Annotated in this window: 13 protein-coding genes and 3 pseudogenes; 10 read left to right on the forward strand and 6 right to left on the reverse strand. The window is 52.2% G+C overall.

Annotated elements, in window-relative coordinates:
• Window positions 1-216: pseudogene (locus tag CS369_RS16405) on the reverse strand (transketolase); the annotation flags it as partial.
• Between the two features lie 400 nt (window positions 217-616).
• Here CS369_RS16405 and CS369_RS16410 point away from each other — a divergent pair.
• Both CS369_RS16410 and CS369_RS16415 read left to right on the forward strand, forming a co-directional pair.
• On the forward strand, window positions 617-1,357 hold the full coding sequence (locus CS369_RS16410; RefSeq protein WP_196907939.1) for a M48 family metallopeptidase: 741 nt from the start codon (window positions 617-619) through the stop codon (window positions 1,355-1,357).
• Between the two features lie 564 nt (window positions 1,358-1,921).
• Window positions 1,922-2,509: a LuxR C-terminal-related transcriptional regulator gene (locus tag CS369_RS16415; RefSeq protein WP_196907940.1), complete on the forward strand. Its 588-nt coding sequence runs from the start codon at window positions 1,922-1,924 to the stop codon at window positions 2,507-2,509.
• A gap of 66 nt (window positions 2,510-2,575) precedes the next feature.
• Here CS369_RS16415 and speA read toward each other — a convergent pair.
• Window positions 2,576-4,552 (reverse strand): annotated as a pseudogene (gene speA / locus CS369_RS16420) (biosynthetic arginine decarboxylase).
• Window positions 4,553-5,341: 789 nt separating this feature from the next.
• Between speA and metK the strand changes: the two are divergent.
• From metK to ruvX, 7 genes are all read left to right on the forward strand, one after another.
• Window positions 5,342-6,493 carry a methionine adenosyltransferase gene (gene metK, locus CS369_RS16425; protein ID WP_196907941.1) on the forward strand — a complete coding sequence of 384 codons (1,152 nt, stop codon included), beginning with the start codon at window positions 5,342-5,344 and terminating at the stop codon, window positions 6,491-6,493.
• Between the two features lie 90 nt (window positions 6,494-6,583).
• Window positions 6,584-7,096 (forward strand): SprT family zinc-dependent metalloprotease, encoded by a 513-nt coding sequence (locus CS369_RS16430; protein WP_196908006.1) that lies wholly within the window; start codon window positions 6,584-6,586, stop codon window positions 7,094-7,096.
• A 101-nt stretch (window positions 7,097-7,197) separates the two neighbouring features.
• Window positions 7,198-7,896 (forward strand): deoxyribonuclease I, encoded by a 699-nt coding sequence (gene endA, locus CS369_RS16435; protein WP_196907942.1) that lies wholly within the window; start codon window positions 7,198-7,200, stop codon window positions 7,894-7,896.
• A 122-nt stretch (window positions 7,897-8,018) separates the two neighbouring features.
• Window positions 8,019-8,753, forward strand: coding sequence for a 16S rRNA (uracil(1498)-N(3))-methyltransferase (rsmE, locus tag CS369_RS16440; protein ID WP_196907943.1), 735 nt, complete (start codon window positions 8,019-8,021; stop codon window positions 8,751-8,753).
• A 12-nt stretch (window positions 8,754-8,765) separates the two neighbouring features.
• A complete protein-coding gene (gene gshB, locus CS369_RS16445; RefSeq protein ID WP_196907944.1) occupies window positions 8,766-9,725 on the forward strand; it encodes a glutathione synthase in 960 nt (319 codons plus the stop codon).
• A gap of 148 nt (window positions 9,726-9,873) precedes the next feature.
• Window positions 9,874-10,437, forward strand: coding sequence for a YqgE/AlgH family protein (locus CS369_RS16450; RefSeq protein WP_196907945.1), 564 nt, complete (start codon window positions 9,874-9,876; stop codon window positions 10,435-10,437).
• Entirely contained in the window at window positions 10,437-10,865 is a 429-nt protein-coding gene (gene ruvX, locus CS369_RS16455) for a Holliday junction resolvase RuvX (protein ID WP_196907946.1), read from the forward strand. Before CS369_RS16450 ends, ruvX begins: the two co-directional genes overlap by 1 nt.
• Before the next feature lie 96 nt (window positions 10,866-10,961).
• Here the strand turns inward: ruvX and fbp are convergent, their stop codons facing one another.
• Window positions 10,962-11,954, reverse strand: a complete 993-nt coding sequence (fbp, locus tag CS369_RS16460) for a class 1 fructose-bisphosphatase (protein WP_196907947.1) — start codon at window positions 11,952-11,954, stop codon at window positions 10,962-10,964.
• A 166-nt stretch (window positions 11,955-12,120) separates the two neighbouring features.
• On the opposite strand from fbp, the pseudogene mpl reads away from it, so the two are divergent.
• Window positions 12,121-13,507 (forward strand): annotated as a pseudogene (gene mpl / locus CS369_RS16465) (UDP-N-acetylmuramate:L-alanyl-gamma-D-glutamyl-meso-diaminopimelate ligase).
• 60 nt (window positions 13,508-13,567) lie between these two features.
• Here the strand turns inward: mpl and CS369_RS16470 are convergent.
• The 3 genes from CS369_RS16470 to hflC form a co-directional block, all read right to left on the reverse strand.
• Window positions 13,568-14,866 (reverse strand): adenylosuccinate synthase, encoded by a 1,299-nt coding sequence (locus CS369_RS16470; RefSeq protein WP_196907948.1) that lies wholly within the window; start codon window positions 14,864-14,866, stop codon window positions 13,568-13,570.
• 98 nt (window positions 14,867-14,964) lie between these two features.
• Complete coding sequence (locus CS369_RS16475; RefSeq protein WP_196907949.1) at window positions 14,965-15,165, reverse strand: DUF2065 domain-containing protein; 201 nt, start codon at window positions 15,163-15,165, stop codon at window positions 14,965-14,967.
• A gap of 79 nt (window positions 15,166-15,244) precedes the next feature.
• The gene (hflC, locus tag CS369_RS16480; RefSeq protein ID WP_196907950.1) at window positions 15,245-16,234 is read right to left on the reverse strand and encodes a protease modulator HflC; all 990 of its coding nucleotides are present in this window, start codon (window positions 16,232-16,234) and stop codon (window positions 15,245-15,247) included.
• Between the last annotated feature and the right edge of the window lie 2 nt (window positions 16,235-16,236).

Genomic DNA, 16,236 nt, shown 5'->3' on the forward strand with positions numbered 1-16,236 from the left:
CAGGTTGTAGCCGGTGAGGTGCAGCAGGCTGTAGATGAGCATGGAAGCGTGACCGTTGGAGAGGACGAAACGGTCGCGGTTGGCCCAGTGCGGGTTAGCCGGGTTGTGATTAAGGTAATCGCGCCACAGGACTTCGGCGATATCTGCCATACCCATGGGTGCGCCCGGGTGACCGGATTTGGCTTTTTGCACGCCATCCATGCTGAGTGCGCGGATGGCGTTGGCAAGTTATTTACGAGAGGACATGCTTTACTCCAGATCGGATTGAACAGATTCCTTGCCAAACATACATTTAACAATCAATACGTTAGCCAGTAAGACCAAAGAGAGATGGCTATAAATGTACATGAAAATGCGGGCGATTGCACATGGAACCATTGGCGAAATAAGAGGATTTCATGGCTATTTTGCGCCAAACAGAATTTTAACTATCATACATGCAACAAAGCCTACTGAAAGTGCGAGTGAATTCGCCGTTTTACGATATTAAGACCATTCGCTTTCCTCTATTTTGAAAACGAGTTTCATCATGGTGGTGGATAAAAAAGAACATCTTTTCTGCCTTTTCGTAAGCAGAACCTGCGTGTGTCTGAAAACCAGTGAGGAAGATAAGGGTATGAGGATCAGAACACCGCTGTTAGCTCTGACTATCACCAGCCTGCTGAGCGGCTGCCAAAACCTGGATAACAACACGCTGATGCAATCTGGAGTGCAGGCGTTTCAGGCAGCAACACTGAGCGACGCGCAAGTCAAAACGCTCAGCGAACAGTCTTGTGCACAAATGGATAAAGAGGCCAACATCGCTCCTGCCGACAGCAGCTATACAAAACGACTGAACAACATCGCTGATGCCCTTGGGCACGATATCAATGGCACTCCCGCCAACTATAAGTTGTACCTGACTAAAGACGTGAACGCCTGGGCAATGGCCAATGGTTGCATTCGCGTCTACAGCGTGCTAATGGATATCATGACGGAAGGCGTGCTTGGGCATGAAATGGGGCATGTGGCCTTGGCCCACAGCCGTAAGGCGATGCAGGTGGCCTATGCCACCAGCGCGGCCCGCACTGCCGTCGCTTCGGCAGGTTGCGTGGCAACCTCGTTATCGCAATCCCAGTTGGCTGATATGGGAGAACAATTGGTTAATGCGCAGTTTTCTCAAACGCAAGAGCGTCAGGCCGACGACTACTCTTTCGACTTGCTAAAACGGCGCGGCATCGACCAACAAGGGTTAGCCAGCAGCTTTGAAAAATTGGCCAAACTGGATGCTGGCCAACAAAGCAGCATGTTTGATTCACACCCTGCTGCCGAAGAACGCGCACAACATATTCGCGATCGTATCGCCGCAGGCAAGTAACTCAACCGATACTCTCACCGCAGCGAGGTATCACATCGGTACGTCGCTGCAATTATCTGCTGAAGGGATTACTCTCCGTTATTTATTTTTCCTCAACAGGTAGTCCATTTAGTTTACAGGGACAATCATAATAACGGTGTCGCATCTTCTGACGGCATAATAAATAAAATATTTTCATCTTCATCAACGCCCTCGTTATCACTTAAATAAACAAAAGTAATTAATATTTATATTTCAATCAATTTAAGTAATTAACAGTTTCACCAACACCTATTAATTCAATAGCGTAACAGACTGTATTTTCAATACATTATATTTTTTAATAGGAAAACCCCCTGAATTTGATATGATAATCATGCGAGAGTTGTAGAAATTTATCAATTTTATCATTGAGATAGGATATTTATTTTCTTTAGTCCTATTTTTGAGATAGTGGATCCGTAAAAAAGATAAATATTTCAAATTATTTCACAGTGATTTTTGGATGACTAACCCGACGAGCGCAATATTGACAACAATATTTGAGATATGTTTTTTTAAATAAACTCATAAAGTCAAAACACCATGGATGTGAGAATTTTTAGCAAATGCAACTTTACGCTTGTCGGCCTACGTGAAATTTTTTCACGTGTCCCTGCGCTGCATGTAAAGTTTGCAAACCGATTTACATTGATACCCCAGGGAAGAAAAAAATGCATTTTTATCATCGATAGCGAAAGTGAAGGCTTCGAGGAATACTACGCATCGATAAAATGTCACTTTTATGACATTGTTTCCGTTTTCATCATTATCAATAATTCAAACCATGAACCCGTTTGCATTGATGAAAAAACGGTGCTTATTCCTAAATCAACGCCGATCAGCTATTTATATAAAGTATTGAATATAGAGGAAATTAATGAGAGTGGTGCCGCTCAACCGGTTAAACTCTCTAAATCCGAGCATGCGGTATTTCGTTACTGGAGCGAGGGGTATTCACCGGAAGTGATCGCAGAACGGGTGGGAATTAATAAAAAGTCAGTACTGAACAGCAAAGCAAGGCTGTTAAACAAACACGGTGTGCACGATAAGAACTCTCTGCTGCTGATTGCCAGCATCCTGTTTAAGCGAAAAATCATTAAATTGGGTGAAAGCAGCGAAAACGCGCCTTAAGCGCGCTGGATGTAGTAAACGGAGATAAAAAAGGAGGCCATGGCCTCCTTTTTTTATGCCTTCAGATTAGGCATCTTCCAGGTAAGTATAGCCATACAGGCCGCTTTCGAACTCATCCAGGAACTGCAACTGAATGTCAGCAGGCAGGTTAGTCTCCTTCACCTGATCGCGGAAACGGGCCATCAGTACTTCGGGATCCAACTGGACGTATTCCAGCATGTCTGCCACCGTGTTGCCTTCATCAGACTCTTCCAGTTCAATGGAGCCGTCCTGGAACACGTAAACATCTACGGTCGCCGTATCGCCAAACAGGTTATGCATGTTGCCCAGGATTTCCTGATAGGCACCAATCATAAAGAAGCCCAGCAGCGGCGGATTTTCCGGATCATACGGCGGCATCGGCATGGTGGTCGCGATACCATCACCATCGATGTAATGGTCGATCGTCCCATCCGAGTCACAGGTAATATCCAGCAGTACGGCACGGCGCTCAGGCAGTTTGTCCAGACCTTCTAGCGGCAGCACTGGGAACAGTTGATCGATCCCCCACGCATCCGGCATCGACTGGAACAGCGAAAAATTCACATACAATTTATCCGCCATGCGTTCCTGCAATTCGTCAATAATCGGACGGTGTGCGCGGTTGCTGGGATCAAGCTGTTGCTGAATCTGCTGGCAGATGCTGAGATAGAGCTGTTCTGCTTTTGCACGTTGCGTCAGATTTAACATTCCGTGCGTATATTGGGTATGCACATCATGCAAATCCATCTGGCTGTCGTGCAACTATTCACGCAACGAACGCCGCGTTCCCGGCATTTTGATCTCCTGCCAGGTTGACCACAAGCTTTCCAACGCACGAGGATCGTCCTCTTCCGGCGGCATCGGCTCGCTAAACTCGTTACGCTCCACCCCAATGATATTGGACACCAGTACCGTATGGTGTGCAGTAACCGCACGCCCAGACTCGGTGATCACCATCGGGTGCGGTAGACCGTGCTCATTACAGGTATCGCCAATGCCTCAAATCACATTATTGGCGTATTCGTTCAAGCCATAGTTTACCGAGCAGTCGGATTGAGAACGGGTGCCCTCATAATCCACGCCCAACCCGCCGCCGACGTCGAAACACTGCATGTTGACGCCCAGCTTGTGCAGTTCCACATAGAAACGGGCGGATTCGCGCACGCCAGTGGCGATATCCCGAATATTGGCCAGCTGAGAACCGAGATGGAAGTGCAACAGTTGCAGACTGTCCAAACGCCCCGCTTCGCGCAGCATCTCGACCAGTTGCAGAACTTGCACCGCAGCCAAACCAAATTTGGATTTCTCACCGCCGCTGGATTGCCACTTGCCTGAGCCCTGCGAGGCCAGACGCGCACGTACGCCGAGATGCGGCACCACGTTGAGTTGCTCGGCCTCTTCCTGCACCAGTTTAATCTCGGACATCTTCTCGATGACCAAATACACCTTGTGTCCCAATTTCTCGCCGATCAGTGCCAGACGGATGTATTCGCGATCTTTGTAGCCGTTACACACGATCACGGTGCGCGTCATACCCGCGTGCCCCAACACAGCCATCAATTCAGCTTTTGAACCTGCCTCCAGTCCCAGCGGTTCACCTGAATTCACCAGCGATTCAATCACACGCCGATGCTGGTTAACCTTGATGGGATACACCAGGAAATAGCCACCTTCATAGCCGAAGGACTCACGCGCACGACGAAACGCGGCGTTAATCGAACGCAAACGGTGTTGCAGGATTTGCGGAAAACAGAACAGCGCAGGCAAACGCTGATTGTCCTGCTGCATCTCTTTCACCAGCCACGCCAAATCGACGCGGGCTTCCGGCACGTCTGGATCCGGGCAAACGCTGATATGCCCCAACTCGTTCACGTCGTAATAGTTGTTGCCTCACCAGGCAATGTTGTACGTCCGTAGCATCTCGCTGGCATTGCAGTCATTCATGGCCACCTCTTGCATAGAGCGCAAATATTCACGTTTACCCGTCGCTGACGAGCCATTTTCAATCATATCGTCAGACATAACGAACCTCTTTATTCATTCCACTCATCACATTACGACCTGCCCCAAAACGCTGTGTCACGTCCATCCACGTTGATGGCGACAGCAGTGAAAAAACTGACTGCATGCAGTATGCCGCCGTTATGTGACCTTTATTAGTGTAGTAAAACACGCTAGCAGACTCTGTCGCACCCGCGAGAGAAAACGTAACAATCCGTGCCTGCGCAACAAAGGCAGCAGCACACGCGTTGGGTTACACACCTAAAAAACCAGAAAGACAACGCACGCAAACGCGGCAAAAACCCTGAACATAGGCGTATCAGCCTGCCCGGGAGTCCTGCGTTAAGCTCATGGACACGCGACTTCGGGAAACAGCAGAGTGAGAAGAAAAAAGAAAGACTGAGTATTTGACGCCGATACGTCAAAAGAAACCTGTTGCGATTGCAACGGACTCGGCAAACCGTGGATCATTAAACCTATCACCTCCGTGCCGCCCTAACGATTGCGGTCAGGCTATGGGTCAAAACAGGGAGCGTACACCCTTTCCGCTACGCTTTACGGCGCACTGCGACCGCTCGCCGCTTATACCGATATGTGGGAGGAAAAGCAAAATGAAAATCACTTTTCGATAGCCTAAACGGAAAAAAAACGGCAATACAAAATTTCGATGATAGCCGTCCTGAAACAAAAAACCGCTGGTAATCCGTCCGACAAGTGACCTAGAATAGCCATCCAGATGTTAATCCATCTATACTGTTTTACTGACACACCGCGACTACTACAGCATTTGCTTTGAAGGTATAAAAACGCATGGCTAAACACCTTTTTACGTCGGAATCCGTTTCTGAAGGGCATCCGGACAAGATTGCAGACCAGATCTCTGATGCGGTTCTTGACGCCATTTTGGAACAAGATCCCAAGGCGCGCGTCGCCTGTGAGACTTACGTGAAAACCGGTATGGTGTTAGTGGGCGGTGAGATCACCACCAGCGCCTGGGTAGATATTGAAGAGATAACGCGTCGTACGGTACGTGAGATTGGCTACGTCAACTCCGAGATGGGGTTTGATGCCAACTACTGCGCCGTATTAAGCGCCATCGGTAAACAATCACCGGATATCAATCAGGGCGTCGATCGCAGCGATCCGCTGGAACAAGGCGCGGGCGACCAGGGCCTGATGTTCGGTTATGCCACCAATGAAACCGATGTGCTGATGCCTGCTCCCATCACCTACGCTCACCGTTTGGTACAGCGTCAGGCTGAAGTGCGCAAGAACGGCACGCTGCCGTGGCTGCGCCCGGATGCAAAAAGCCAGGTTACCTTCCAATATGATGACGGTAAGATCGTCGGTATTGACGCGGTGGTCCTGTCAACACAGCACGCAGAAGACATTGCACAAAGCGATTTGCATGAAGCGGTGATGGAAGAGATCATCAAGCCGGTTCTGCCGTCTGAATGGCTCTCTGCCAGCACCAAATTCTTTATCAACCCGACAGGCCGTTTTGTTATCGGTGGCCCGATGGGTGACTGCGGTTTGACCGGTCGCAAGATTATCGTGGATACCTACGGCGGTGCCGCGCGTCACGGTGGCGGTGCATTTTCCGGCAAAGACCCGTCCAAGGTTGACCGCTCTGCGGCCTATGCCGCGCGCTACGTGGCGAAGAACATCGTCGCTGCGGGGTTGGCCGATCGCTGTGAGATTCAGGTTTCCTACGCCATCGGCGTGGCCGAACCGACATCAATCATGATCGAAACCTTTGGCACAGAAAAAATTCCAACCGAGCGCCTCACTCAGTTGGTACGCGAGTTCTTCGATCTGCGCCCTTACGGGCTGATCCAGATGCTCGATCTGCTGCACCCGATTTATCAGGAAACTGCCTCTTACGGTCACTTTGGCCGCGAGCACTTCTCGTGGGAAAAAACCGACAAGTCCGCACAACTGCGCGCATCTGCCGGTCTGTAACCATCACAAGGCATTCCTCTCCAGCTAAAGGCGGGAGAGGAATGTGCCTTTCAGTTGCATCCCGTTTTGCCTCGTTCTATCCTCAAAGCCATGAACTCGCCTCGCATTCCTATCGCGCTCCACCACGCTGTCATGCACTGTCTGCGTGAACGCCTGCAATTCGCCAATCAAGCCTTAGGCAGCCAGTATTCGGAGCCCAGTGTCAGCTATCAGCAGCGCGGCGCAACCGCCGGGACCGCCTGGCTAAAGCAATGGGAAATCCGCCTGAACCCAGTGCTGCTGTTGGAAAACCAGCAGGCTTTCATCGATGAGGTCGTTCCCCACGAATTGGCTCATCTGCTGGTGTATGCCCGCTTCGGCCACGTAGCGCCCCACGGCAAAGAATGGCTCTGGATGACGGAACAGATTCTACAAACCCCGGCGAAACGCACACACCGTTTCGCCACCGCCTCCGTGCAGGGCAAAACCTATTCTTACCATTGCGCCTGTCAGCAGCACCAGTTAAGTGTGTGTCGCCATTACCGTGCCCAACGCGGCGATGCCACCTATCGCTGCCTGAAGTGCGGTAAACCACTCCAGTTTGACGCCGCGCCACAAACCTGAGCCTTTATTCTCACTGCGCGATAAAACGCACAGTATCCATTTGCGCGACAGGTCGACGTTCGCTACTCTGCGCGTTTTACGCCAATGGGTAGATTTGGAACATGCTTCGCAACATTCTTGTTATTTCGACACTGAGTGGTGCACTGTTTTCGGCGTTTGCCGCAGCGCAAACCATCAACAATTTCACTCAGGCCAAAGCCGTTGCCGCGCAAATTCATCAGGACACCCTCGGCTCCTTCTATTGCGGCCTCCGTATCTCCTGGGACGGTAAAAAAGGCACCCCCGACCTCGCCTCCTACGGTTATACCGTGCGCAAAAACGCCGATCGCGCACAGCGTATCGAGTGGGAACACGTGGTGCCAGCCTGGCAGTTCGGTCATCAACGCCAATGCTGGCAAGAAGGCGGTAGAAATAACTGTACCCGCGATGAGGTATATCGCGACATGGAAACCGATCTGCATAACCTGCAACCCAGCATTGGTGAGGTGAATGGCGATCGCGGCAACTTCATGTATGGTCAATGGAACGGTTGCGAAGGCCAGTACGGCCAATGCGCGATGAAGATTGATTTCAAAAACAAGCTGGCAGAACCGCCCGAACGGGCACGCGGTGCCATCGCCCGGACCTATTTTTACATGCGCGATCGCTACCAACTGCGGCTTTCCAGCCAGCAAACCCAGCTGTTTACCGCATGGGACAAGCGCTACCCGATGACATCATGGGAATGCACTCGTGACCAGCACATTGCCGAGCAGCAGGGGAATCATAATCCTTACGTTCAGCAGGCTTGCCAGCGCTAGTTCCACTACCTACTATAGAGCGTTCAACCAACACCGCAGACCACGAGATGTGCTGCGGTGATAGCGTAAAAACATTGCCACCAGACACACGCTAGTGAATCACCGAAAGCCAAGATAGACCTATGCGAATACCGCGTATTTTTCACCCCGCGACCGTGCCGCTCACGGGGGGTGACATCGAATTGAGCGAGGATGCCGCCAATCATGTGGGCCGCGTGCTACGCATGAATCCGGGCGACGCATTGCAGCTTTTTGACGGCAGCAACCACGTTTTTGCCGCCGAGATCCTGTCGGTCAGTAAAAGGCAGGTTATCGTCCGCACGCAGTCCGGCGTTTGGCAGGACAAAGAGTCACCGCTCCATCTGCATCTGGGTCAGGTCATGTCGCGCGGCGAGAAGATGGAATTCACCGTGCAAAAATCTATTGAGCTCGGAGTCAATGTCATCACACCGCTGTTTTCTGAACGTTGCGGCGTGAAGCTGGACGGTGAACGACTGGAGAAAAAAATCGCGCAGTGGCAAAAAATCGCCATCGCCGCCTGCGAGCAGTGTGGCCGAAACCAGATTCCTGAAATCCGGCCCGCCATGTCGCTCGAAGCGTGGTGCACCGAGCACGATGAAGCGCTGAAATTGAATTTACACCCGCGTGCGACGCACAGCATCAATACGCTACCTGCAACGCTCTCGCGCGTTCGGTTACTCATTGGTCCCGAAAGGGGCCTGTCTGCCGATGAGATCGCGATGACGGCCCAGCACCACTTCACCGACATTCTGCTGGGGCCACGCGTTTTACGTACTGAAACGACTGCACTTACCGCCATTACCGCCTTACAGGTGCGTTTCGGCGATGTGGGGTAAAGGAGAAAAACCATGATCAAGCTCGGCATCGTGATGGATCCCATCGATTCCATCAACATCAATAAAGACACCAGCTTTGCTATGCTGCTGGAAGCGCAACGCCGCGGTTATGAGCTGCATTACATGGAGATGAACGACCTCTATCTTCATGCCGGCGAAGCCCGTGCCACCACGCGTCGCCTCAGAGTACAGTACGACTATGATGGCTGGTACGATTTTCACGGCGAGCAGGATATCGCCCTGCACGAACTGGATGCGGTCCTGATGCGTAAGGATCCGCCATTCGATACCGAATTCATCTATGCCACCTATATCTTGGAGCGGGCAGAAGAAAAAGGCACGCTGATCGTCAACAAGCCGCAAAGCCTACGTGACTGTAACGAGAAGCTGTTTACCGCTTGGTTCCCGCACCTGACGCCGGATACGCTGGTCACACGCCGCGCCGACAAACTGCGTCAGTTCCACCAGTTGCATGGTGATGTGATCCTCAAACCGCTGGATAGCATGGGCGGCGCATCGATTTTCCGGCTGAAACAGGATGACGCTAACGTTTCAGTCATCATCGAAACGCTGACCGAACACGACCAGCGCTACTGCATGGCACAAAACTATCTGCCCGCCATCAAAGACGGTGACAAACGCATTCTGGTGGTGGATGGCGAACCCGTGCCTTATTGCCTGGCGCGTATCCCGAAAAGCGGTGAAACGCGTGGTAACCTGGCTGCGGGCGGACGCGGTGAAGCACGCCCGCTGACAGAAAGCGATTGGCAAATCGCTCGCGCGGTGGCACCTACGTTGAAACAGAAAGGGCTGATTTTTGTCGGTCTTGACGTCATCGGCGATCGACTAACGGAAATCAATGTGACCAGCCCTACCTGCGTGCGGGAAATCGAAGCGGCATTTCCTGACGTTTCCATCACCGGTATGCTGATGGATGCCATTGAGCGCCGCCTGGCAGATCGCCAACGTTAATGTTCTGTACGTTAAGGTTCTTGGCGTTAAGGCACTTCGCGTTAAGGTATCTTGCAATCGGTGCCCAGCATGCTGGATACCCACCGATACCAGCCCGTGGTAACACGGGCTCCCCCTTATCCCTGACAAGAGCGAATAACCACGCACAATGAATTTACAGCATCATTTTCTTATCGCCATGCCAGCCGTTCAGGACCCGGTTTTCAAACGCGCCCTGATCTATATTTTTGAGCACAATGAGGACGGCGCAATGGGGCTTATCGTCAACAAACCGATGGAGCAATTTTCGGTAGAAGATATCCTGAGCAAGCTGCATATCGAGCCGACGCCGCGCGATCCCGATATTCTTCTGGATAAACCGGTGTTCTCCGGTGGTCCACTGGCAGACGATCGCGGTTTTATTCTGCACACGCCGCAGTCAGGTTTTGGTTCCAGCATCAGTATATCCAGCGATGTGATGGTTACCACGTCAAAAGATGTGCTGGAGACGCTGGGCACGCCGACACAGCCCCGTGAAACGATGGTTGCCTTAGGGTATTCCGGCTGGGAACAGGGACAATTGGAAACGGAGCTGCTGGAGAACGTGTGGCTCACCGCTCCGGCAGAAGCCGATATCCTGTTCCATACCCCGATTGCAGAGCGTTGGCTCATGGCGGCCAAAAGGATCGGTATCGATATCCACAATATCGTGGCCGATGCGGGGCATGCCTGATGACCAACCGAACCCTGCTAGCCTTCGATTTTGGCACCAAAAGCATCGGCGTAGCCATCGGCCAAGAGATCACTAGCACCGCGCGAGCGCTCACCGCGTTCAAGGCGCAGGACGGCGTGCCTGACTGGAACCAGGTAGAAAAAATAATCAACGAGTGGCAGCCTGATTTACTGGTGGTGGGATTGCCGCTGAACATGGATGGCTCCGAGCAGGAGCTGACCGCAAGAGTGCGTAAATTCGCCAACCGCTTACACGGCCGTTTCGGCAAACCGGTCGAACTACAGGATGAACGACTGAGCACCGTAGAAGCACGGGCAGACCTGTTTGAACGCGGTGGGTTCCGCGCATTGAATAAAGGCCAGGTGGATGCCACCTCGGCCGTCATTATTCTGGAAAGCTGGTTCAGTCGTCAAACGCCGGGGCAGTAAAGCGATACCCATCCTATTTCACGTAGCAGAGATGCTGGCCACGCGAAGTCGTTAGGGTATGACAATACCTCTCAGCGGCGTTCGTGCAAACCGTCGCTATTCGTCCGGAAACTCAGCGATGAAACGTTCCACGTCGTTCACCATGGATTCGGTGCCAACAAAGAATGGGCAGCGCTGGTGCAATTTCTCCGGCTCAATATCAAGAATACGTCGTGCGCCATCGCTGGCTTTACCGCCTGCCTGTTCTGCCAGGAATGCCATCGGGTTGCATTCGTACAGCAAGCGCAGTTTTCCTTTCGGATAGCTTGCGGTGCTTGGATACAAGTAGATGCCGTCTTTCAGCAGGTTACGGTGAAAATCCGCCACCAATGAGGAGGTGTAAGGACGCTGCGTTGCTTCATCCTGTTCCTGGCAATACTTGATGTATTTCTTCACGCCCTGCGGGAATTTGATGTAGTTTTCTTCGTTAATCGAGTACATGTTCCCTTTTTCCGGGAAATGCACACGTTCGTGCGACAGGCAGAAAACGCCCAGGGAAGGATCATAGGTAAAGGCATGCACGCCGTGACCGGTGGTGTACACCAGCATGGTCGAGGAACCGTACACGATATACCCTGCCGCCACCTGTTTGTTACCTGGTTGCAGGAAATCGGCTTCCGTAACCCGCGTACCCAACAGGGTAATACGACGGTAAATGGAGAAGATGGTGCCAACAGATACGTTAACATCAATGTTGAAAGAACCATCCAGCGGGTCCATTAACACCACATATTTGGCGTTTAGACCACGGTCGCCTTCAAAAACGACGATCTCATCTTCTTCTTCGGAGGCAATCCCCGCTACTTCACCACGCGCTTTCAGTGCCGCTTTCAGTTTTTCATTGGCATGCAGATCCAGCTTCATCTGCACTTCGCCCTGAACGTTCGACACGCCGCTGGTTCCCAGGATATCAATCAATCCAGCCTTGTTGATATCACGGTGAATAATTTTGGCGCCCAGTTTGAGTGCAGACAACAGCGCGGTCAGTTCACCGGTTGCGTGAGAGAAATCGTGCTGTTTTTCGACGATAAATTCGCCTAACGTTTTCATAACACTATTCCAGAATCTACGAATGAAAAGTGGTTTCAATTTTCATCGCTCATGTTTGCGCATGCAGTGTAGCCCAAACAGAAAGCCGCACCTAGTCAAATCCATTTCTTATGCGTAATCCAGGCGCTAGAATACGCGAAGACTTTCAGGAACTGATGGAAAATGTATGTGTATTCATATTTTGGGTATCTGCGGCACCTTTATGGGCGGTTTGGCACTGCTCGCGCGTTCACTGGGACATGAGGTTACCGGTTCGGATGCCAACGTTTATCCTCCGATGAGCACGTTGCTGGAAGAACAAGGCATCAGCCTCATTCAGCGATATGATCCTGCACAGCTAGACCCCCGCGCCAGATTTGGTGATCATCGGCAACGCCATGAGCCGCGGCAACCCTTGCGTTGAGGCAGTGCAGGAAAAAAACATCCCCTACGTCTCCGGGCCACAGTGGCTGCATGACGCCGTGCTGCGTGAACGCTGGGTGATTGATTGCACACACGGTAAAACCACCACCGCAGGGATGGTAACCTGGATTCTGGAAGCCTGCGGCTACCAACCCGGTTTCGTCATAGGCGGGGTGCCCGGCAACTTCACCGTTTCTGCCCGCTTGGGCGGCGGCACCTTTATGGTAGTGGAAGCCGACGAATATGACTGTGCGTTCTTCGACAAACGTTCAAAATTCGTGCACTATGCGCCGCGCACGCTGCTCCTGAACAACCTCGAATTCGATCATGCAGATATTTTTGACGATCTGAAAGCCATTCAGAAACAGTTCCACCATCTGGTTCGCCTGGTGCCGGGAACAGGTAAAATCATTCTTCCAGGCAATGACTTACACCTTAAACAGGTGATGGGCATGGGCTGTTGGAGTGAGCAGGAACTGGTGGGCGATGACGGTGTCTGGAAAGCGAAAAAAGTCACGACCGATGCCAGCGAATTTCAGGTTTATCTGAACGATGAGTTGGTCGGCGAAGTACGCTGGAAACTGGTAGGCGAGCACAACATGCATAACGCCTTGATGGCCATCGCGGCGGCGCACCATGTAGGCGTACCCGCAGAAGAAGCCTGCCGGGCGCTGGGCGAATTTATCAATGCCCGCCGCCGCCTTGAACTGCGCGGCACCGTCAACAATATCAGCGTCTACGACGATTTTGCGCACCACCCGACGGCGATTCTTGCCACACTGGCAGCCTTACGCAGCAAGGTGGGCGGAACGGCGCGCATTCTGGCTGTGCTGGAACCGCGCTCAAACACCATGAAAATGGGCGTTATCAAGAATGAGCTGGCCCCGTCATTAGGGCGTGCAGATGAAGTGTTCCTGTTCCAACCGCAGCACATTTCGTGGCAGGTGGTTGAAGTGGCTGATGCCAGTGTGCAGCCTGCACACTGGAGCGCGGATATCGACACGCTGGTCGAGATGATCACCAAAAACGCTCAACCCGGCGACCATATTCTGGTGATGAGTAACGGTGGGTTCGGGAATATTCACAACACCTTATTGGCGGTGTTGGAGAAGAAAGCAGCATCTGCTCAGGATCAAAGCAACGTGCTGTAAAACACAAAAGGACGGTTTCCCGTCCTTTTTTTCGTTTATGCGCTTAATGCGGATTACGCATTACGCATCAAACGGATCGCGCAGGATCATGGTTTCGCTACGATCAGGGCCGGTGGAGATAATATCAACCGGCACGCCGGTGACCTCTTCCACGAGCTTGATGTAGTTCAGCGCAGCCTGCGGCAGTTTGCTGTGATCTTGCACACCAAAGGTGCTTTCCGTCCAGCCCGGCAGGGTTTCATAGATAGGCTCGATGCCTTCCCAACCTTCAGCCGCCAGCGGCGTCACATCCACTTCATCACCGTTCGGCATACGATAGCCGACGCAGATCTTCACTTCTTTCAGTCCATCCAGCACGTCCAGTTTGGTCATGCAGAAACCGGACAGGGAGTTGATCTGTACGGCACGACGCACGGCAACCGCATCCAGCCAACCGGTACGGCGACGACGGCCTGTGGTTGCACCAAACTCGTTGCCTTTCTGCGACAGATGCTCGCCAACATCATCAAACAGCTCGGTAGGGAATGGACCTGCACCAACGCGGGTAGAGTAAGCTTTGACGATACCCAGCACGTAATCCACGTAACGCGGCCCCAGACCAGAACCGGTAGCAACGCCGCCCGCCGTGGTGTTAGAGGAGGTCACGTACGGATAGGTACCGTGGTCGATGTCCAGCAGCGTGCCTTGCGCGCCTTCGAACATCACCAGATCGCCACGCTGATGCGCTTTGAACAGCAGATCGGAAACATCAACCACCATTGCAGTGAGAATGTCGGCAATCGCCAGCACATCATCCAGCACTTTCTGGTAGTCCACCGCTTCCACTTTATAATAATTCACCAGTTGGAAGTTATGGTACTCAACGATCTCTTTCAGTTTGACGGCAAACGCCTGCTTGTCGAACAGATCGCCCACGCGCAAACCACGACGCGCCACTTTATCTTCATACGCCGGGCCGATACCACGACCCGTGGTGCCAATAGCTTTCTCACCACGCGCTTTTTCGCGCGCGTTATCCAACGCAACGTGATAAGGAAGAATCAGAGGACACGCTTCAGAAAGCAGCAGACGTTCGCGTACCGGAACACCGCGTGCTTCCAATGAGGTTATCTCTTTCATCAACGCATCAGGTGCCAGCACAACACCGTTACCAATGATGCTAACCACGTTTTCACGCAGGATGCCAGAGGGGATTAAGTGGAGGACGGTTTTCTCACCGTTGATAACCAGAGTGTGGCCAGCATTGTGACCACCCTGGTAGCGCACAACATACTTAGCCTGTTCAGTCAGCAGGTCAACGACCTTGCCTTTACCTTCGTCACCCCATTGGGTGCCCAGTACGACGACGTTCTTACCCATTTCAAGAATCACCAGGTTGCTTAAAAATGGATTCTATCATCTCACTTGGTTGCTTTCAGTACTTTTAGCATACGTTTGCGCACATTTTTTGATGCCATTCAGCTTCCCGCGCGATGACGCAACATGTAGTAGATGACGATGCCGGCAACCACTAATCCGCCGCCAAAACAACGCAAAATCGTGTCTGGCTGCTGCGCCATCGCCAGGATCATGCGACGCCAAATTCGTGGAAACAGCAGCGGCCCCAGTCCTTCCACAATCAAGACCAGACCCAGCGCCAGCCAAATGGTGATACTCATACCTACTCCAATAGAAAATTTTGCCATTAAAAAAGCCCGTATAACCATACGGGCTTTTGGTGAAAAATGGTAAAGCTAATCAGCGCGCAAGCGATGACGTCGGCGAACGCATATAGCGAAAGAAGTCGCTATCCGGGCTCAATACCATCACGTCCTGATTGTCGTTGAAGCTGGCTTCATAGGCACGCAGGCTACGGATAAAGGCATAGAAGTTCGGGTCTTCGCTAAACGCGTTAGCAAACAGCCGGGCCGCTTCCGCATCCCCTTCACCGCGCATGATCAGCGCTTCACGTTCCGCTTCAGCCAGGGTGCGCGTCACCAAATAATCTGCCGCCGCTTTCAGTTTCTCCGCCTGTTCCTGACCTTGAGAACGGTGACGACGTGCAACCGCTTCACGTTCTGCACGCATACGGGCGAAGATCGCATCCGACACTTCCGTCGGCAGGTTGATCTGCTTGATACGCACATCGATCACTTCAATACCGAGAGCCGCCATACTGTTCGGGTTGATATGCGGCTGCGCACCCTTGGTCTCTTGCTCCACGCGTGCGGCAGCAGAGGCAATGGCGCTATCCGCTTCGGTGGTTTCACCGGTACCGGTATTCAGCGCATCACGCACGTCCAACATCAGTCGGCCACGGGAATCGGTAACAATACCGCGCACATCCAAACGACCGATTTCAGAACGCAAGCGGTCACTGAACTTACGTTTGAGCAGCACTTCTGCCTGAGAAATGTCACCGCCGCCCGTCGCCAGGTAGTAGCGGCTGAAATCACTGATACGCCATTTGATGTAAGAATCCACGATCAGGTCTTTCTGCTCCGAGGTGATGAAGCGATCGGCCTGGTTTTCCATGGTCTGAATGCGCGCATCCAGCATCTTCACGGTATCAATAAACGGTACTTTAAACTGCAAACCTGGCACATAGATAACAGGCTTGTTCTCATCATCGCGCAATACTTTGCCGAAGCGCATCACAATGCCGCGCTGGCCTTCCTGCACCACAAACACTGAGGCATACAGCGCCATCAGCACCAGGACGAGGATAAAAACGATAGACTTACGCATTA

It is taken from the genome of Candidatus Symbiopectobacterium sp. 'North America' (assembly GCF_015762685.1).
In the GTDB taxonomy this organism is placed as follows: domain Bacteria; phylum Pseudomonadota; class Gammaproteobacteria; order Enterobacterales; family Enterobacteriaceae; genus Symbiopectobacterium.